The organism is Cellulosimicrobium sp. GQ32, from assembly GCF_059758455.1.
Genome location: NZ_JCAXEP010000004.1, coordinates 225,301 through 243,344, shown reverse-complemented (window position 1 = coordinate 243,344; position 18,044 = coordinate 225,301). Strand labels below are relative to the sequence as shown.

The window sequence follows — 18,044 nt, the reverse complement described above, 5'->3', positions numbered from 1 at the left end:
CGTCAGAAGAGACATTGGAGTGTGCGTGGACACGGATCTTGTCGTCGTGGGGTCGGGCTTCTTCGGCCTGACCGTCGCTGAGCGGATCGCCGAGGAGTACGGCCGGAAGGTCCTCGTGATCGACCGTCGGCCGCACATCGGCGGCAACGCGTTCAGCGAGGCGGAGAAGACGACGGGGATCGAGGTGCACCGCTACGGGGCGCACCTCTTCCACACGTCGAACGAGCGCGTGTGGGAGTACGTCAACCGCTTCACGGCGTTCACGAGCTACGTCCACCGCGTGTACACCACGCACCGGGGCGAGGTCTTCCCGATGCCGATCAACCTCGGGACGATCAACCAGTTCTTCCGGTCCGCGCACGGACCCGACGCCGCGCGCGAGCTCGTCAAGGAGCTCTCCGCCGAGCTCGGGGGCAAGAAGCCGGAGAACCTCGACGAGCAGGGCGTCTCGCTCATCGGGCGCCCGTTGTACGAGGCGTTCATCCGCGAGTACACCGCCAAGCAGTGGCAGACCGACCCGCGTGAGCTGCCGGCGTCGATCATCTCCCGCCTGCCCGTGCGCTACACGTACGACAACCGGTACTTCAACGACGCGCACGAGGGTCTGCCCGTCGACGGGTACACCGCGTGGCTCGAGCGGATGGCGGACCACCCGAACATCGAGGTCCGCCTCGGGGTCGACTTCTTCGACGAGTCGCAGCCGGTGAGCAAGGGCAACGTCGTGGGGAACGTCCCGGTCGTGTACACGGGTCCGGTCGACCGCTACTTCGACTACGCCGAGGGCGACCTGTCGTGGCGCACGCTCGACTTCGAGGAGGAGGTGCTCCCGGTCGGCGACTTCCAGGGGACCTCCGTGATGAACTACGCCGACGCGGACGTGCCGTACACGCGCATCCACGAGTTCCGGCACTTCCACCCGGAGCGGGACTACCCGACCGACAAGACCGTCATCATGCGGGAGTTCTCGCGGTTCGCCGAGCGCGCCGACGAGCCGTACTACCCCGTGAACACGTCGGCCGACCGGGAGCGACTGCTCAAGTACCGCGACCTCGCAGCGGCGGAGCGAGACGTGCTCTTCGGCGGGCGCCTGGGCACGTACAAGTACCTCGACATGCACATGGCGATCGGCGCCGCGCTCTCGATGGTCGACAACAAGCTCGCCCCGCACTTCGGTCGGGGCACCGCGATCGAGAGCGGCGGCGTCGACGCCTGATCGTCACGCCGCCCGCGCGGTGGTCGCGCGACGATGCCCGCGTCCGGTGGCGCGCACCCGCACGGGTGCGCGCCACCGGCGTCAGGAGACCGTGATCCGCTCGGTGGCGACCAGCCGCGCCAGTGCGGCCTCGTCCTCGGCCAGTACCTGAGCGCGGCCGGGGGAGAGCTGGACGACGGACCCGTCGTCGGCCAGGACGGCGAGCACCGTGCGGAGCGCCTCCTCGAGGCGGCTGTCGCCTCGTGCCAGGACGCGGGCGCCCGTGGTCGCGCCTTCCGGGTACGGCGAGCCCGGGACGAGGTCCGCGTGCGAGGCGACGGTCCCGGCGGCGCTCTCGAGCGCGGCCGACCCGCGGTCCGGCTCGGGAGCCCAGCCGACCTGGTCCCCGTACGTCATGACGGCGGACGCGGCGTCGACGGCGCCGGCCGGGAGGTCCCCGTCGAAGCGCCGTGCGAGCGCGGGGAGCGCGACGGCCACGAGCTCGGCGCGGGTGCCCCTCCAGCGGTCGGGGCGTGCCGTCACGACGACGTCCGGTCGCGTGACGCTCGTACCCGTCGTACCGTCGTCCTCGACGGCCGAGAGCACGACCGTGGTCCCGACGCGCCACGCGGCGAGCGCCCAGACGACCGTGCGCCAATGCACGGGAAGGTCGAGAACGACGCGTGTGCCGGGGCCGGCGTCGAATTCTTCGACGAGCAGGTTGGTCGTCTTGTTGACCCAGTTCTCGAGCACGGCGCCGGAGAGCTCGACGCGTTCGCCGTCGTCGCCGTACCACGTGAGCCGCGGTCGGCCCGGGTCCCGGGTGACGAGACGTAGCAGGTCAGCGACGTGTGCCGGGCGCTCGGCGCGGGGGCCGGTGGGATGGGGAGCGGTCACCATGGACACCACCCTAGAGTGCGGGTATCCGCTCCCGACATGTCGGAATTTCACCCCTCGCCTCCTCCTCGCTATCACATTTCGGCTTGACGCCTGAGGACGACACGCGTGTAATTTCTTCAATGCAGTTTCCGGCGGGGTTCTCGCCACGAGGCCCGGCGAACGGCATGAAGGGGCGCACGATGTGGAACATGCTGGACGGGACGGGAGGGGTCTTCCCCTCCGACGCTGAACGAGAGGTGGAGCGCGTGGCACCGGTGCTGCCGCTCTTCGGTGAGCCGGTCGACGACTCGCTCATGGGGTGGCAGGAGCGGGCGCTGTGCGCCCAGACGGACCCGGAGGCCTTCTTCCCGGAGAAGGGCGGGTCCACGCGCGAGGCCAAGAAGGTCTGCACGGGCTGCGAGGTCCGCGCGGAGTGCCTGGAGTACGCGCTCGAGAACGACGAGCGGTTCGGCATCTGGGGCGGTCTCTCAGAGCGCGAGCGCCGCAAGCTCAAGCGCCGCGTCGTCTGACGACGAGCGCACCGCGGACGGGTCCGCGTACGGGTCGCCGAGCCGCATCGTGACGGGGTGACGACACCCGCCACACCGGGGCGCGCAAATGCCGCGCCCGGAGCCGTGTCCGTCGCATGATCGACGGGACATGACTTCCTCCGACCTCACCACCTCCGCGCGCAGCGCACGCCCCGGCGACCTCACTCCGGGGGCGGCCGCGCGTGCCGCCGCGGTGCCGGGCGTCGTCGCGGCACCCGAGATCGTCGCCGCCGTCACCGGGGCGCTGCCCGTCGTCACGACCGTCACGGCCGTGGTCGTCACGCGCGGGAGCACGCCGTTCCTCGCGCACACGATGGCCGCGCTGCGTGCCCAGACGACGAGCCCGCACGCGGTCGTCGTCGTCGACGCCGCCGCCGGCGACGCGACCCGCGAGCACCAGGGCCTCCAGCTGGGGGACGCGCGGTTCGTCGCGGCCCCGCGGGCGCGCTCGTTCGGGGACGCGGTCGACGCCGCGCTCACGCACGTCGAGCCGGGCACGTGGCTCTGGTTGCTCCACGACGACTCGGCGCCCGCGCCCGACGCGCTGGCCGAGCTCCTGCGCGCGGTCGAGCACTCGACCGCGGTCGCGGTGGCGGGGCCCAAGCAGGAGCGGTGGACGGTGGGCACGGGGACCGGTCCCGCCGCGCCGTTCGAGCCGGGCACGGCGAGCCGCCTCGTCGAGGTCGGCGTCACGACGACGCCGCTGGGGCGCCGCATGACGGGGATCGACGACGACGAGATCGACCAGGGTCAGCACGACGCGCGCGACGACGTGCTCGCCGTCGGGCTCGCGGGCGCGCTCGTGCGCCGCACGGTGTGGCAGGAGCTCGGCGGGACCGACCCCGAGTACGGCCCTTTCGGCGACGGCCTCGACCTGTGCCGCCGGGCACGGCTCGCCGGGCACCGCGTGATCGTCGTGCCCTCGGCGGTGGTGCGGCACGCACAGGCGTCGCTCCTCGGGCTGCGCGACCGCCGCCGCGGCGCGACCACGCTCCCCGCGCCCGACCCCGACTCCTCCTCCGCCGCGCGGCGACGCTCGCAGCTCCACGCGCGGCTCGTCGGTGTCGCGGCGCCGTGGCTGCCGTTCGTCGCGCTGGCGATGGTGCTGGGCGCGCCGTTCCACGCCGCGTACCGGCTGCTCGTCAAGCAGCCCGGCCACGCGCGGGACGAGCTGCTCGCCCCGCTGTGGGCGCTCGTGCGGGTCGGGCCTGTGTGGCGCGCGCGGCGCGCCGCCCGGCGTACCCGACGACTCCCGCGTCGTGCCCTGCGCCCCTTGCGCGGCACGTGGCGCGAGGTCCTTGCCGAGCGCCGCGACCGTCGCCTGGCCCGGGCGGAGCAGCGGCGCACCGCGTGGGCCCCGACCGACATCGAGCGACGGGAGCTGCGCGCCCTCGCGTTGCGACGGCGGGCGGGGCTCGCCGCGACGGTCGTGGCCCTCGGGGCTTACACGGCCGTCGTTTTCGGCCCGCTCGCCGGGGCGCTGCTCGCCGGCGGGCGCCTCGTCGGCGGCTCGTTGCTCCCCGCGACGGGCTCGCTCGGCGACGTCTGGCGCGCCGCCACGACAGGGTGGGTCACGACCGGCCTCGGCGCGCCGGCGCCGGCCGACCCCTACGTCACGGCGCTCGTCCCCGCCTCCCTGCTCGCCGGGGGTGCGACGCAGACCGCGGTGAACCTGCTGGTGCCGGCGTGCTTCGTCGCGGCGGGGCTGGGCGCCTGGTTCGCCGCGGGGGCCGTCGTCCGCTCGGTCCCGGCGCGCGCCTGGGCCACGCTCGTGTGGGTGGCCGCGCCGGCGCTGCTCTCCGCCGTCGGGGCGGGCCGCATGGGTGCCGTGCTCGTGCACGCGACCCTGCCGTGGCTCGCCCTCGCTGTCGTCCGTGCCCTCGGGCTCCAGCGCGTCGACGCGGTCGCACCGGCCGCGCCCGACGCCGCGCGCCCCTCCCCACGGCGCGAGCCGGGGTCGCTCGCCGCAGCCGCGACCGCCGGCCTGCTCTTCGCCGTCGTCGTCGCCGGATCGCCCGTGCTCCTCCCGGTCGGCGTCCTCGTGCTCGTGGTGGTCGCGGTCGGGGCGCCCGCGCACCGCCGCTACCTCGCGCTCGTGCCCGTCCCCGCCGTCGTTCTCTTCGCGCCGTTCCTCGTGCACGTCGCGAGGACCGCGGGCGACGGGGGGTGGCGCCTCCTGCTGGCCGACCCCGGCGCGCCCGTCGCTGCCACGGCCGCGCCGCCGTGGCAGCAGCTCCTCGGCCTGCCGGTGCCACCGGACGCATGGTTCGGCCTCGACGGCTCGGGCGCCGTCGACCTGCTCGCGCGGTGGGCGCCGTTCGCGGCCGGGGCGGTGGTCGTGGCGCTCGCCGTCGTGGCCGTGCTCCGCGGCCGTCGCCTCGCCGTCGGCGCGTGGTTCGTCGCGGCGATCGGCCTCGCGACCGCGATCCTCGCCGGTTCCACCGTCGTCGCGGCCGGGACGTCGCCGGACGCTCCGGTGACGGGCTGGCCCGGGGCGGGCACCTCGCTCGTGCTCCTCGCGCTCCTTGGCGCTGCGCTCGTCGGGGCGCCGCGGCTGCCCGACGGCGGCGCGCCGCCCTGGCGCTCCGGTGCCGTCGTCGCTCTCGGCCTCGTCGTGACGCTGCTCCCGCTGGGCACCGCGGCGTCGTGGACGGCGGGCGTGCTCGACCGGGACGACGCGCGGGTCGGCGCGGTCCGCGCGACGACCCAGCCCGTCGTCCCGCCGGTCGGTCGACAGATGCAGTCCTCCCCGCGCCAGGCCCGGGTCCTCAGCCTCGAGCTCGCTCCTGGCGGGGTGGTCGAGTACGCGGCCCTGCGCTCGGACGGGCCGCAGGCCGTCGACTCCTCGGTCGTCGTGGAGGCGTGGCGGGCCGCAGACTCCGGCGCGACCGAGGGCGCGCTGCCCCGGCTCGTCGCCGACCTCGTCTCCGGGACGTCCGCCGACGTGGCCGACGGTCTCGGGCGCCTCGGCGTGGGCGCGGTGCTCCTGCCGGCGTCGGTCGAGCAGGACCAGGCGCGCGCGGAGCTCGTGGCGCGCCTCGACACGGTTCCCGGGCTCGAGCGCATGACGGAGGGCCACGCCGGACTGGTGTGGCGCGTGGCGCCCGAGGGGGTCGAGCCCGCCTACGCGCGGGTCGAGTCGGCCGCGGGGACGCAGCCGCTCGACGCCGACCGTGAGGCGCTCCGACCGGTCGACACGGCCGTGCCGGCGGGATCCGAGGACCGTGTCGTCGTGCTCGCCGAGGACGCCTCCTCCGGGTGGCGGGCGACGCTCGACGGCCGCCCCCTGGAGGCCGTCGACCCGTCGACCACCGGTGGGCTCCAGGCGTTCGCCCTCGGTGCTGCCGACGGGCACCTCGAGGTGTTCCACGCGGCAGACCACCGGTCGGGCTGGATGACGGTGGCAGGGGTGACCCTGCTCGTGTACGTGCTGCTCGCGGTGCCGGTACGGCGTCGACGAGCGGGGACGAGGTAGCGCGGTGACGACGCAGGACGAGAAGGGTCGGGACCAGGCCGTCCCGGACGAGGCGAGCGTCGGGACGCCCCGCGGCAGTCGGCGCGCGGTGGTGCGACGCGTCACGACGACGGGCGCCGGCCTGGTCGGGATGCTCGCGGCGGGTGCCGTGGCGGCGTTCGGGAGCACGGGCGCGACGCTCGTCCCCGCCGCGCCGGACCCCGTCGACCCGGTCGAGCAGGTCGCCGTCGAACCAGGCCCGGAGGTCTCGGTCTGCCCGGGCCCCGCGCGGCTCACCGATCCGGAGACGGTCGGCGACGCGCAGTTCGGCCCGGCGCCGGTCGGCACCGAGAGCAGTCTGCGCGCCGTCGTGGAGGGCGACGGGTCGGCCGAGCTCGGCGCCTTCGACGGCACGGCCGCGCGCGCCGACGCCCGAGCCCTCGAGCGCGCCCCCGACGCGGTCGCGACGGTGAGCACCGTCGAGGACCCGGCCACGGGCACGGTCCTGACCGTCCGCCCGGGCGAGGGCCCCGGGGCGCGGGTCGCGGCGTCCGTCGGCTCCGTGACGACCGCCGGCGACCTGCGCGGCCTCGCCGCGGCGAGCTGCGCACGGCCGGGCATCAGCCAGTGGCTCGTGGGCGGGAGCACCCAGATCGGCAGCAGCACGCAGCTCGTGCTCCAGAACCCCGGCCTCACCCCGGCGGTCGTGCAGGTGGACGTCTGGGGGCAGGGCGGCGCGGCCGTGCTCTCCGGGGGCGGGCAGCAGCTCGTCGGGCCGGGGGAGGAGGTCGTGACGCTGGTCGAGGCCGCGGCTCCCGAGCAGCGCCGCCTCGTCGTGCACGTCGCGGCGACGGGCGGGCTCGTCTCCGCCTACCTCCAGCACTCCACGCTCGACGGGCTGGTCCCGCTGGGGGTCGACTACGTCGTCCCGGGCGCGGCGCCGGCGCACGACCTGGCCGTCGCCGGCGTCGCGAGCGTCGGTGAGGCGGTCGACGACCCGCACGCCCCGCAGCTGCGCCTCCTCGCCCCGGGCGAGGCGACCGGGACCGCGCGCGTCACGGTCTACGGCGCGGACGGGCCGGTGCCGCTGCGTGGCGTGGAGGACGTCGCCCTCACGCCGGGGGTCGTCACCGACGTCTCGCTCGGCGGTCTCCCCGAGGGGTCGTACGCCGTGGCCGTGCACGCGGACGTCCCTGTCGTCGCGGGGGCGTCGGTCGACAGGCGCGGCGAGGCGGACCCCGACCTGCTGCACGAGGAGCGTCAGTACGACCGGGCGTGGATCGCGGCCCGCGCGCTGACCCCCGCCACGAGCGCCCCCGCGGGCGGAGACGCCCCCGTCGACGAGGACGTCGCGCGCGCCGGTCAGGTCGCGCTCGTCCCCGGGACGTCGTCGGCGCTGACGGTCGCGGCGGTCCCGACGACGGACGCGGCGGAGGACGGCGACGACGCGGCCGGACGCCTCGAGCTCCGGGTCCGCGCCTACGACGAGGACGGCGCCGAGGCCGGGACGACGACCGTGACGCTCGCCGCCGGCACGGCGCAGACGCTCGACCCCGCCACGCTGCGTGCCGAGGGCTCGGAGGCGGTGGTCGCGGCCGTGACGGTCGACGTCGTCGGGGGGCGCGGGGACCTGGACGCGGTCTGGTCGGTCACGGCGAGCGCGGGTCCGCCGAGCGGCGACGACGGCGACGAGACGCCGAGCCTGCTCTCGGTCCTGCTGCCCGTCGTCGACGCGCCCGCACCCGGCGAGGTCGCGGTCCGCGCGTCGGACACCGCGGGACTCGGGGACTAGGGACCGGCGCTCGCTCAGCGGTCGCCGGTGTACCGGGGGTCGATCTCCTCCGGGGTCCGCGCGAGCAGGTGCGCCACCTGTTCGACGAGCACGTCGCGGACGAGGTCCTCCAGGTCCTCGGCGTCGAACGCGCGGGCCTCGACCGGGCGCCGGTAGACGACGATGCGGGCGGGCTGCCCCGACTCCGCGGGGAAGCACCGGCCGAGCGGGACGCCGCCGTCCTCCCAGGGCGCCGGGTCCGACGGCGGGACGTCCTCGACCGCGAACTCCGTCCCGCGCAGCTGCTTGGCCCACGAGCGCTCGACCCGCTCGACGACGTCGACGACGACGTCGTCGAACTTCTCCGCCCGCGTGCGGCTCGCAGGTGCCGTGGGGGGCAGGAGCGGTCCGCGGATCCCGCGACCACGGCGGTCGCGGCGTCGCGGCACCGGGCCCTGTCCGCCCGGGCCGGGCGCACGGGGCGGGATGACGAGCTCGTCGAACGAGACCGGGGGCGGGGTGGCGGCGCCTCGCCGCGACCAGCGGTCTCGGGCTCGGCGCCCCGTGCCGGCGGGCTCCGGCCGTGAGCCGGGGAAAGGAGTGTTGCCACGCACACGACGACTGTAGCCCGCCGACGCCCGGCGCAGCGCGCCCACCTGCGGCGGCACGGCGTCCCGGACGGCGTGTGCCGACCCCACGACACGCCCGGAGGGCGTAAGGTCAGCGCGTGAGATCCGTCAGGCAGTGCTCGCGCACGGCGTGCGTCCGTGCCGCCGTCGCGACCCTCACCTACGTCTATGCCGACTCCACGGCGGTCCTGGGCCCGCTCGCGCACCTCGCCGAGCCGCACAGCTACGACCTGTGCGCCGAGCACGCGGAGCGCCTCACCGCGCCCCGCGGCTGGGAGGTCGTCCGCCTCTCGCCGCAGTTCGTCGAGACCGGCCCGAGCGACGACGACCTGTCGGCGCTCGCGGACGCGGTGCGCGAGGCGGGCAAGGTCCGGACGGAGCCCGAGCCGCCGGACGTCACCGAGGTCGGACGGCGCGGCCACCTGCGCGTGCTGCGCGCCGAGGGCGACTGAACCCTCACGCCCCGAGCGTGCGCACGTACGCGTCGACCTCGTCGGCGCGGGGGAGCGCACCGGCCTCGAGCGCGGCCCGCAGCGACGGGGCGGCGGCGTCCTTCGCGGAGAACGACGGGACGAGGGCGCGCCCGTCAGGACCGGTCGTCGGCCAGTCGATCGCCAGGTCCGGGTCGGTCGGGTCCACGCCGTGCTCACGCTCGGGCGCGTAGCCGCTCGAGCAGAGGTAGACGACGGTCGCCCCGTCCTCGAGCGCCATGAACGCGTGCCCCACGCCCTCCGGGAGGAAGACGGCGCGGCGCTCGTGCGCGTCGAGGGTCACCGCGTCCCAGCGCCCGAACGCCGGGGAGCCGACCCGCAGGTCGACGACCACGTCGAGCACGGACCCCGCGACGCACGTCACGTACTTCGCCTGCCCGGGCGGGACGTCGGCGTAGTGGACGCCGCGCACGACGCCGGCGCCCGACACCGACGCGTTCGCCTGCGCCAGGTCGAGGTCGCGTCCGGTCGCCCCGCGCAGGGCCGACGCCGTGAACCACTCGAGGAAGACCCCGCGCTCGTCGGCGTGCTGGCGCGGGGTGAGCTCCCACGCGCCGGGGACGGTCAGCTCACGGACGTTCATGCTGCTCCTCGGTAGGGTGCGTGCGGAGGTGGTCGCGGTGCGATGGACGGTCACGGGTGCCGGGGGGATGCTCGGCACGGACCTCGTCGCCCTGCTGCACGCCCGGGGTGAGGACGTCCGGGCCCTCGACCGCGCGGGCCTGGACGTCACGGACGCCGACGCGGTCGACGCGGCGGTGCGGGGGTCGGACGTCGTCGTCAACGCCGCCGCGTACACCGCCGTCGACGCGGCGGAGGACGACGAGGCACGCGCGTTCGCCGTGAACGCGGTGGGGGCGCAGCACGTGGCACGGTCCGCGGCCCGGTACGGGGCACGGCTCGTCCACGTCTCGACGGACTACGTGTTCGACGGCGGGGCGACGCGCGCGGGCGGCTACGCCGAGGACGCCGCGCTCGCGCCGCGCTCCGCGTACGGGCGCTCCAAGGCGGCCGGGGAGCGGGCCGTGCGGTCCGTGCACCCCGATGCCCTGGTGGTCCGCACCGCGTGGCTCTACGGCGCGCACGGCGCGTGCTTCCCCCGCACGATCGCGCGCTTCGCGCGCGACCGCGGATCGGTCGACGTCGTCGACGACCAGGTCGGTCAGCCGACGTGGACCGTGGACCTCGCCGACCTCGTGGTGCGTCTTGTCGGCGCGGGAGCGCCCGGCGGTGCTTACCACGGGACGGCCCAGGGCCAGGCGTCGTGGTGGGAGCTCGCGCGCGAGGTGGTCGCGGCCGCGGGGCTCGACCCGGAGGGCGTCCGGCCGACGTCGAGCGCGGCCTTCGCCCGGCCCGCGCCCCGTCCCGCGTGGTCCGTGCTGGGGCACGACGCGCTGCGCCGCCTCGGGGTTGAGCCGATCGGGGACTGGCGCGAGCGGTGGCGTGCCGCCGCCCCGCACGTGCTCGCCGGGCTCGAGGACCCGGGCGCTCACGTGTCGAGCAGCGACAGCAGGTAGGTGCCGTAGCGCGACGGCGCGAGCGCGGTCGCCCGCACGCGCAGCTCCTCGTCCGAGAGGAACCCGCGTCGCCACGCGACCTCCTCCGGCGCCCCGATCTTCAGCCCCTGGCGGTTCTCGATCGTGCGGACGAAGTCGCTCGCGTCGAGCAGCGAGTCGACCGTCCCGGTGTCGAGCCAGGCCGTCCCGCGCGGCAGGACCTCGACCTGGAGCCGCCCCTCGCGCAGGTAGTGCAGGTTGACGTCCGTGATCTCGTACTCGCCGCGCGGCGACGGCCGGAGCGAGCGCGCGACGTCGACGACGTCCGCCGAGTAGAAGTAGAGGCCGGGGACCGCGTAGCTGCTCCGAGGCCGGGCCGGTTTCTCCTCGATGCTCAGCGCGCGCCCGGACTCGTCGAACTCGACCACGCCGTACGCCGTCGGGTCGGCGACGCGGTAGGCGAACACGGCGCCGCCGTCGATCCCGGCGAAGCGCTGGAGCCGGTCGCCGAGACCCGGCCCGTAGAAGATGTTGTCGCCGAGGACGAGCGCCGCCGAGTCGCCGTCGAGGAAGTCGGCCCCGAGCACGAAGGCCTCGGCGAGGCCGTTGGGCTCGGCCTGCACGGCGTAGGAGATGGAGACGCCGAGCTGCGACCCGTCGCCCAGCAGCCGGTGGAACGCCGCCGCGTCGTGCGGGGTCGTGATGACCAGCACGTCGCGGATCCCGGCGAGCAGGAGCGTCGAGAGCGGGTAGTAGACCATCGGCTTGTCGTACACGGGCAGCAGCTGCTTGCTCACCCCGAGCGTGATCGGGTGCAGACGCGTGCCCGCGCCACCTGCCAGGACGATCCCCTTCATCCCGGCAGGCTCTCACGAGGAGGAGGGCCGGGGGAGGGTGAAATGCCGTCCGACGCGCCGGTGCGCGCGGCCCCCGTCGCTAGACTCGCGGGCGGCAGGGGAACGGGTCGAGGAGGTCGTCGGTGCGGGTGCTCGTGACCGGCGGGGCCGGCTTCATCGGGGCGAACTTCGTGCGACGCACGGTCGAGACACGGCCCGACGTCGAGGTCGTCGTGCTCGACGCCCTCACCTACGCGGGCGACGAGCGGTCGCTGGACCCTGTGCGCGACCGGGTGGCGCTGGAGGTGGGCGACGTCGCAGACCCCGCCGTCGTGGACCGGCTCGTCGGGTCGACGGACCTCGTGGTGCACTTCGCCGCCGAGTCGCACAACGACAACTCGCTCGCCGACCCGGCGCCGTTCGTCCGGACGAACGTCGTCGGGACGTTCACCCTCCTCGAGGCCGTGCGCCGCCACGGCGTCCGGCTGCACCACGTCTCGACCGACGAGGTCTACGGGGACCTCGAGCTCGACGACCCGGGCCGCTTCACCGAGTCCACGCCGTACGACCCGTCCTCGCCCTACTCGTCGACCAAGGCGTCGAGCGACCTGCTCGTGCGGGCCTGGGTGCGCTCGTTCGGCGTACGCGCGACGATCTCCAACTGCTCGAACAACTACGGCCCGTACCAGCACGTGGAGAAGTTCATCCCGCGGCAGATCACCAACCTCCTCGACGGCGGCCGGCCCAAGGTGTACGGCGCGGGCCAGAACGTCCGGGACTGGATCCACGTGGACGACCACAACGACGCGGTGTGGGCGATCGTCGAGCGAGGCACGGTCGGCGAGACGTACCTCGTCGGGGCGGACGGCGAACGGACCAACCTCGACGTCGTGGGCGACCTGCTCGAGATCTTCGGGCGCGACCGCGACGACTACGACCTCGTCGCCGACCGTGCAGGGCACGACCTGCGCTACGCGATCGACGCGACGCGGCTGCGCACCGAGCTCGGCTGGGCGCCGCGCTACACGTCGTTCGCCGAGGGGATCGCCCGCACGGTCGACTGGTACCGCGACCACGAGGCGTGGTGGCGTCCCGCGAAGGCGCGCACCGAGGCGCGGTACGCGGCCGGCGGGCAGTAGTGGGCGCGCCGCCGACCGGCGGCGGGCGCCGCAGGCGCCGATAGGCTGGGGCGCGTGACGACCGACCTCTCCCACCTCATCAAGGCGTACGACGTCCGCGGCACCGTCCCGGACCAGCTGAACCCTCGGGTGGCGAAGGCCATCGGCGCCGCGTTCGCCCGCGTGGTGGCCCTACCGGAGGTGTCCGTCGCGGCGGACGACGCGCCGGCCCGGGCGAGCGTCGTCCTCGGGCACGACATGCGCGACTCCGGGCCCGAGCTCGTGGACGCGTTCGCCGCCGGCCTCACGGAGGCCGGGGTCGACGTCGTGCGGATCGGCCTGTGCTCCACGGACGGGCTCTACCACGCGTCCGGCGCCCTGGGCGTACCGGGCGCCATGTTCACGGCGAGCCACAACCCGGCCGTCTACAACGGGATCAAGCTGTGCCGTGCGGGGGCGCGCCCGGTGGGCCAGGACTCGGGGCTCGCGGAGGTCCGCAGGCTCGCGGAGGGGTATCTCGACGACGGCCTCCCGGCCGCCGCGGCCGAGCCGGGATCGGTCACGGACCGCGACACGCTCGCCGACTACGCGACGTTCCTGCGCGCGCTCGTGGACCTGTCCGGGATCCGGCCGCTCAAGGTCGTGGTCGACGCCGGGAACGGGATGGGCGGCCACACCGTGCCGGCCGTCCTCGGCACCGCCGCGGGCCTGCCGGCGCTGCCGCTCGACGTCGTGCCCCTCTACTTCCAGCTCGACGGCACGTTCCCGAACCACGAGGCGAACCCGCTCGACCCGAAGAACCTGCTCGACCTCCAGTCCGCCGTCGTGGAGCACGACGCCGACCTCGGGCTGGCGTTCGACGGTGACGCGGACCGCTGCTTCGTCGTCGACGAGCACGGCGACCCGGTGTCGCCGTCGGCGATCACCGCGCTCGTGGGGCTGCGCGAGGTCGCCAAGGAGGTCGAGGCGGGGCGCACGCCGACGGTGATCCACAACCTCATCACCTCGCGTGCCGTGCCCGACTTCCTCGGGGCTGCGGGCGCGCGGACGGTGCGCACGCGCGTCGGGCACTCGTTCATCAAGGCGCAGATGGCCGAGAACGACGCCGTGTTCGGCGGCGAGCACAGCGCGCACTACTACTTCCGCGACTTCTTCTTCGCGGACACGGGGATGCTCGCGGCGATGCACGTGCTCGCCGCGCTCGGGTCGCAGCCGCACCCGCTGTCGGCGCTGGGGGAGATGTACGAGCCGTACGTCGCCTCGGGGGAGATCAACTCGACCGTGGCCGACGTGCCCGCCGCCCGTGCGCGCGTCGTCGAGGCCTACGTGACGCAGCAGGGCGGTGGCCCGGTCGAGGTCGACGAGCTCGACGGGCTGACCGTCTCGCACTGGGACTCCCACCCGCAGTGGTGGTTCAACCTCCGGGCCTCGAACACGGAGCCGCTGCTGCGGCTCAACGTCGAGGCCGCCGACGAGGACATCATGGAGAAGGTGCGCGACGACGTCCTGTCGCTCGTGCGCACGCACGACGACGAGGAGCGAGCATGAGCCTGCAGATCGACCCCTGGGTGCGCGAGGCCCTGCGCTGCCCCGTGACCGGCGCCCGCCTCGTGGACGGCACCGGGCCGTCCGGAGAGCCCGAGCTGCACTCCACCGACCCCGACCGCCCGCTCGCGTACCCCGTGCGCGACGGGATCCCGGTCCTGCTGGAGGACGACGCGCGCGAGCTCTGACCCGGCAGGACATGAGGGGCGCAGTCGGTAGAGTCGGTCCGGTGCTCCGCTCGTCGGCGAGCCGGAGCCAGAGACGAAAGGACACACCGTGAGCAACGCGCCCCAGGTCGTCATCCTGGCCGCCGGGATGGGGACCCGCCTCGGACGGCCGTTCCCCAAGCCGCTGACCGAGCTGAAGGACGGGCGCACGATCCTCGCCCAGCAGCTGGGCAACGTCCGCGGCGCCTTCGGCCGTGACGTCCAGGTGCTCGTCGTCGTCGGGTTCAAGCTCGAGCAGATCCTCGAGGCGGCGCCCGACGTGACGTTCGCGTACAACGAGATCTACGACCAGACGAACACGTCCAAGAGCCTGCTCAAGGCGCTGCGAGCCACCGCGGACCGAGGGGTCCTGTGGATGAACGGCGACGTCGTCTTCGACCCGCGCGTCCTCGAGCGGCTCAAGCCGTACATCGAGTCGGGGCAGTCGTTCGTCAGCGTCAACACGGCGGCGGTCGGTGACGAGGAGGTCAAGTACACCGTCGACGCCGACGGCCGGATCGACGAGCTCTCGAAGACCGTCCAGGGGGCGCTCGGCGAGGCGGTCGGCATCAACTTCGTCGCCCCTGCCGACAAGGCCGCGCTCGTGACGCGGCTCGCCGAGGTCGGCGACCAGGACTACTTCGAGCGCGGCATCGAGGTCGCGATCGAGAAGGACGGGCTCCAGGTGGTCCCCGTCGACGTCTCCGACCTGTACGCCGTCGAGGTGGACTTCGCCGAGGACCTCGAGCGGGCGAACGAGTTCCTCTGAGAGGACCGTCCCAGGACGCGCGAAGGGCCGATCTCCCCCGGGAGACCGGCCCTTCGCGCGCTCGGCGTCAGCTCGCGCTCGGCGCCTTCGGCGACGACCGGGGGAACTCGGGCTGCGGGTTGAAGCGGATGCCGGCGAGGAGCTGCCGGACCATCTGGACCTGGAGGCTGCGAGAGACCCCGCCCTGGCGCATCTTGCCGACCACGTTCTTCACGTAGGTGATCCACGAGAGCTTGCCCTCGTAGTGCCAGCGGTACGACGACTGGTTGCGGGCGCCGTACTTGAACTTCCAGACGTTCTGCGCGGTGATCTGGCCGTAGTTGACGCCCTTGTTGTCGCCCATGTCGTGCACGACGTAGCTGTCGAGCACCTGGATGCCGGGACGCGTGCGGCCCGACAGGCGCTTCGTGTACTCCTTGTCGTCGTACCAGATGAAGTACTCGGCCAGGGGCAGCCCGTGCTCCTCGACCGTCCACCGGGGCAGCAGGACGGAGACGAACGTGCACTCGCGGACCTTGACCGCGTTCAGGCCCTGCACCAGGTAGCGCGGCCAGTCCCAGGTGGTCACGGCCTCGTTCATCTCGCAGAGCTGACCGTCGACGAACTTGACGACGGAGCAGGCGAAGGGCACCCGGTCGTGGACGTGCTCCTCGACCGCACGGTGCTCGTCGAGGAGCCGCTCGAGCGCGTCCGGCTCCGGGTAGCAGTCGTCGTCCATGATCCAGAAGAAGTCCGCCCCGAGCTCGTGGGCGCGGCGCAGCCCGGCGGCGAACCCGCCGGCGCCTCCGACGTTCTTCGGCAGCGACAGGACGTGGATGTCCTCGTCGTCCGCGATGGTGCGCAGGTAGTCACCGGTGCCGTCCGTGGAGTCGTTGTCGACGAGCAGGATCGTCTGCGGCGGGACGCTCGACGCGCGGATCGCGGCGATGCCCTTCTTGAGCTTTTCGAGACGGTTGAACGTCACGACGACGGCTGCCACGTGGGGGGTCTGGGTCATAGGGGTGCTCGCTGTTCCGTCGAGGTCGGGCCGGGGCGGTGCGGGTCGATCAGTCGTCCACCGACCGAGGTGTGGCGAGCCGCGTCTCGACGATGTCGGTCAGCTCGGCGATGCGGACGTTGTCCCGGCGGCACTCGTCGATCTCCGCGCGCAGGTCGCGCACGTCCTCGCGCAGCTGCGCCAGCTCCTCGAGCACCTGCGCGTGGTTCGGCAGCGGCCTGCCCCGCAGGCGTGCCATGAGGGAAGGCGCCACGCGGTCGCCGACGGCGATGATCTTCTGCTTCATGTCGTCCTCGTCTCAGCTCTGGGCTGCGGTGGTCAGGTAGGTGAGCACGGGCCGCCGGACGTCGTCGCGTGCGGTCCCGCGCAGGGGTGTGGTGCCGTCGAGGGAGAGGCCCAGGGGGGCGAGCTCCTGCTCGATCTCCTCGAGCGTCAGGTGCCAGGTCGTCGGGTCGCGGAACGTCACCTCGGGGTCCGGCACGGTGTCGACGACGAGCGCCACGACGCTCCCGGCTCGTGCGTACTGGCGCAGGGTACGCCAGACGGTGGCCCTGCCGTGGTGGCCGAGTCGCTCCAGCAGGTGGTTGGCGAGCACGTGGACACGGCCCTCCTCCTCGGCGAGGAGGGCGATCACGTCCGCGGCCTCGCGGAAGTCGATGAGGTTGCGACGCAGCCACGTGACCCGCTCCGCCTCGGCGGCGCCGGTGAGGCCGCGGGCGCGCAGCAGCGCGGACTCGGCGTAGTCGACGCCGACGACCCGACGACCGTGCGCCGCCAGGTGCCGTGCCGCCGCACCGGCGCCGCAGCCCAGGTCGACCACCAGCTCGCCGTCGTCCGTGCGAGCGAGCAGGGCGTCCGCACCGCGCAGGTCCGTGCCGCTCCCGCTCGTCGGGTCGTAGAGGTAGCGGTCCTCCCAGAAGTCGCGCTGGAAGTTGTACGAGCCGAACCAGTTACGAAAGCGGCGCGCCGTCGCGCGCGGGGTCCGGAGCTTGTACCCCGGGAGCGGCGTGCGCCAGTTCTCGTCGTAGTTGACGACGAGCCAGTCCTCCGGGACGGCCGGCGCCGGGTAGTCGCGGCCCTCGAGCGTGACGGTCGAGAACGGGAGCATCGAGTCCTGGCGCATCGGCCCGCGCACGTGGAACGGCTGGTTGATCTGGCCGTCGGAGGTGAAGAAGGCCGTGAAGATGTCGATGTAGCCGTCGACGAGCCCGTCGTCGCGCCGGAACGTGATCTGGAGGTGCGCGTTGCTGTGCCGGACGACCTCGTACCCGCGCGACGTGAGGTCGGTCGCGATCCGGGCGTTCTCCAGGGAGAGGTCCGCGGGGTGGCTCAGCTCCGACAGGTAGGCGAGGTCGGCGTCGTCGTCGTGCGGGAGGATGTGGCCCGAGCGGACGGCGCCGAGCAGCGTGCCGCCGACCACGAACGGCCGCAGACCGAGCTCGTGCAGGAGCTCGACGAGCACGTCCAGCCGGTCGAGCAGGCGCTGCTGCAAGCCTTCGTCCGCGCCGTCGAACGTCTTCCCGAGCCGGCCCCACTTGTTGAGCGCGACGTGCCGCCCCAGGGCGTCCACGACCTCGACGGGCCGCTCGCTCCGGCCGAACCGGACGGAGGTGCTCCACAGGACGTCCCCGGTCGTGGAGTCAGCGACGTCGATCTGCGCCGTGCCGTCGAGGAACGGCGTGATCGGTGCCGGCCACGAGTGGTCCAGCCGCTCGCGGAGCGTCTCGTCCGAGACGAGGTCGATCGACCACACCCGGTGGTCGTTGACGAGGACGTCGAGGGAGGAGACATGGTCCGGGACGCGTGCGGGGAGTCGGAGGAGGGTGCGGCTCGCGCGCAGCTCACGGGACGTCGCGGTGGGACGACGCGGCATGGGTGCCCTTCGGATCGGAGGTCTCGACGAGTGCCGCGGGTGCAGGAGGACCGCCCCGGGGCCGACCCGAGTTTACGTCAGCGTCGTGCGGCGGACCTGTCCCCGACGTGTTCGTGAACGCGATCTGCACATTCTGTGAACCGCGCCGATTTCGCCCGTCCCGAACGGTCGGCCCGGTAGCCTGTGCCATCGAGCCGACGCGCCGCCTCTGCGGGTGCTGCGCACGTCTTCGGCCGT

Annotated in this window: 17 protein-coding genes; 10 read left to right on the top strand and 7 right to left on the bottom strand. The window is 74.1% G+C overall.

The annotated features are described in order from the left end of the window. Positions 1–25 precede the first annotated feature (25 nt). A complete protein-coding gene (gene glf, locus AC6CH9_RS09170; protein ID WP_498154599.1) occupies positions 26–1,213 on the top strand; it encodes a UDP-galactopyranose mutase in 1,188 nt (395 codons plus the stop codon). A gap of 81 nt (positions 1,214–1,294) precedes the next feature. On the opposite strand, the gene AC6CH9_RS09165 is transcribed toward glf, so the two are convergent. Beyond that, complete coding sequence (locus AC6CH9_RS09165; protein WP_498154598.1) at positions 1,295–2,092, bottom strand: TIGR03089 family protein; 798 nt, start codon at positions 2,090–2,092, stop codon at positions 1,295–1,297. 179 nt (positions 2,093–2,271) lie between these two features. Here AC6CH9_RS09165 and AC6CH9_RS09160 point away from each other — a divergent pair, with 179 nt between their 5' ends. From AC6CH9_RS09160 to AC6CH9_RS09150, 3 genes are all read left to right on the top strand, one after another. Beyond that, a complete protein-coding gene (locus AC6CH9_RS09160; RefSeq protein ID WP_082141085.1) occupies positions 2,272–2,601 on the top strand; it encodes a WhiB family transcriptional regulator in 330 nt (109 codons plus the stop codon). Positions 2,602–2,731: 130 nt separating this feature from the next. Further along, positions 2,732–6,097 carry a glycosyltransferase gene (locus AC6CH9_RS09155; protein ID WP_498154597.1) on the top strand — a complete coding sequence of 1,122 codons (3,366 nt, stop codon included), beginning with the start codon at positions 2,732–2,734 and terminating at the stop codon, positions 6,095–6,097. A gap of 4 nt (positions 6,098–6,101) precedes the next feature. Beyond that, positions 6,102–7,868, top strand: coding sequence for a DUF5719 family protein (locus tag AC6CH9_RS09150; RefSeq protein WP_498154596.1), 1,767 nt, complete (start codon positions 6,102–6,104; stop codon positions 7,866–7,868). Positions 7,869–7,882: 14 nt separating this feature from the next. On the opposite strand, the gene AC6CH9_RS09145 is transcribed toward AC6CH9_RS09150, so the two are convergent. Then, the gene (locus tag AC6CH9_RS09145) at positions 7,883–8,296 is read right to left on the bottom strand and encodes a metallopeptidase family protein (RefSeq protein WP_498154595.1); all 414 of its coding nucleotides are present in this window, start codon (positions 8,294–8,296) and stop codon (positions 7,883–7,885) included. A gap of 278 nt (positions 8,297–8,574) precedes the next feature. On the opposite strand from AC6CH9_RS09145, the gene AC6CH9_RS09140 reads away from it, so the two are divergent. Continuing rightward, positions 8,575–8,928: a DUF3499 domain-containing protein gene (locus AC6CH9_RS09140; protein ID WP_047232115.1), complete on the top strand. Its 354-nt coding sequence runs from the start codon at positions 8,575–8,577 to the stop codon at positions 8,926–8,928. 4 nt (positions 8,929–8,932) lie between these two features. Here AC6CH9_RS09140 and AC6CH9_RS09135 read toward each other — a convergent pair whose 3' ends face one another. Further along, positions 8,933–9,550, bottom strand: coding sequence for a dTDP-4-dehydrorhamnose 3,5-epimerase family protein (locus AC6CH9_RS09135; RefSeq protein WP_498154594.1), 618 nt, complete (start codon positions 9,548–9,550; stop codon positions 8,933–8,935). A gap of 37 nt (positions 9,551–9,587) precedes the next feature. On the opposite strand from AC6CH9_RS09135, the gene rfbD reads away from it, so the two are divergent. Beyond that, a complete protein-coding gene (rfbD, locus tag AC6CH9_RS09130) occupies positions 9,588–10,484 on the top strand; it encodes a dTDP-4-dehydrorhamnose reductase (protein ID WP_498154593.1) in 897 nt (298 codons plus the stop codon). On the opposite strand, the gene rfbA is transcribed toward rfbD, so the two are convergent. Then, a complete protein-coding gene (gene rfbA / locus AC6CH9_RS09125) occupies positions 10,457–11,320 on the bottom strand; it encodes a glucose-1-phosphate thymidylyltransferase RfbA (protein ID WP_498154592.1) in 864 nt (287 codons plus the stop codon). The genes rfbD and rfbA overlap by 28 nt on opposite strands. A gap of 122 nt (positions 11,321–11,442) precedes the next feature. Here rfbA and rfbB point away from each other — a divergent pair, with 122 nt between their 5' ends. The 4 genes from rfbB to AC6CH9_RS09105 all read left to right on the top strand — a co-directional run bounded on the left by rfbB (position 11,443) and on the right by AC6CH9_RS09105 (position 14,937). Continuing rightward, positions 11,443–12,438 (top strand): dTDP-glucose 4,6-dehydratase, encoded by a 996-nt coding sequence (gene rfbB, locus AC6CH9_RS09120; protein ID WP_498154591.1) that lies wholly within the window; start codon positions 11,443–11,445, stop codon positions 12,436–12,438. Positions 12,439–12,492: 54 nt separating this feature from the next. Then, positions 12,493–13,965, top strand: coding sequence for a phosphomannomutase/phosphoglucomutase (locus tag AC6CH9_RS09115; protein WP_498154590.1), 1,473 nt, complete (start codon positions 12,493–12,495; stop codon positions 13,963–13,965). Then, complete coding sequence (locus tag AC6CH9_RS09110; RefSeq protein WP_141389178.1) at positions 13,962–14,150, top strand: Trm112 family protein; 189 nt, start codon at positions 13,962–13,964, stop codon at positions 14,148–14,150. Before AC6CH9_RS09115 ends, AC6CH9_RS09110 begins: the two co-directional genes overlap by 4 nt. Positions 14,151–14,238: 88 nt before the next feature. Further along, positions 14,239–14,937 carry a phosphocholine cytidylyltransferase family protein gene (locus AC6CH9_RS09105; RefSeq protein ID WP_498154589.1) on the top strand — a complete coding sequence of 233 codons (699 nt, stop codon included), beginning with the start codon at positions 14,239–14,241 and terminating at the stop codon, positions 14,935–14,937. A 67-nt stretch (positions 14,938–15,004) separates the two neighbouring features. On the opposite strand, the gene AC6CH9_RS09100 is transcribed toward AC6CH9_RS09105, so the two are convergent. From AC6CH9_RS09100 to AC6CH9_RS09090, 3 genes are read right to left on the bottom strand one after another with little or no spacing between them, the layout of a single operon-like run. Continuing rightward, positions 15,005–15,934 carry a glycosyltransferase family 2 protein gene (locus AC6CH9_RS09100; protein ID WP_498154588.1) on the bottom strand — a complete coding sequence of 310 codons (930 nt, stop codon included), beginning with the start codon at positions 15,932–15,934 and terminating at the stop codon, positions 15,005–15,007. Between the two features lie 49 nt (positions 15,935–15,983). Beyond that, positions 15,984–16,220, bottom strand: coding sequence for a DUF6752 domain-containing protein (locus AC6CH9_RS09095; RefSeq protein WP_498154587.1), 237 nt, complete (start codon positions 16,218–16,220; stop codon positions 15,984–15,986). Positions 16,221–16,232: 12 nt separating this feature from the next. Further along, the gene (locus tag AC6CH9_RS09090) at positions 16,233–17,807 is read right to left on the bottom strand and encodes a LicD family protein (RefSeq protein WP_498154586.1); all 1,575 of its coding nucleotides are present in this window, start codon (positions 17,805–17,807) and stop codon (positions 16,233–16,235) included. Between the last annotated feature and the right edge of the window lie 237 nt (positions 17,808–18,044).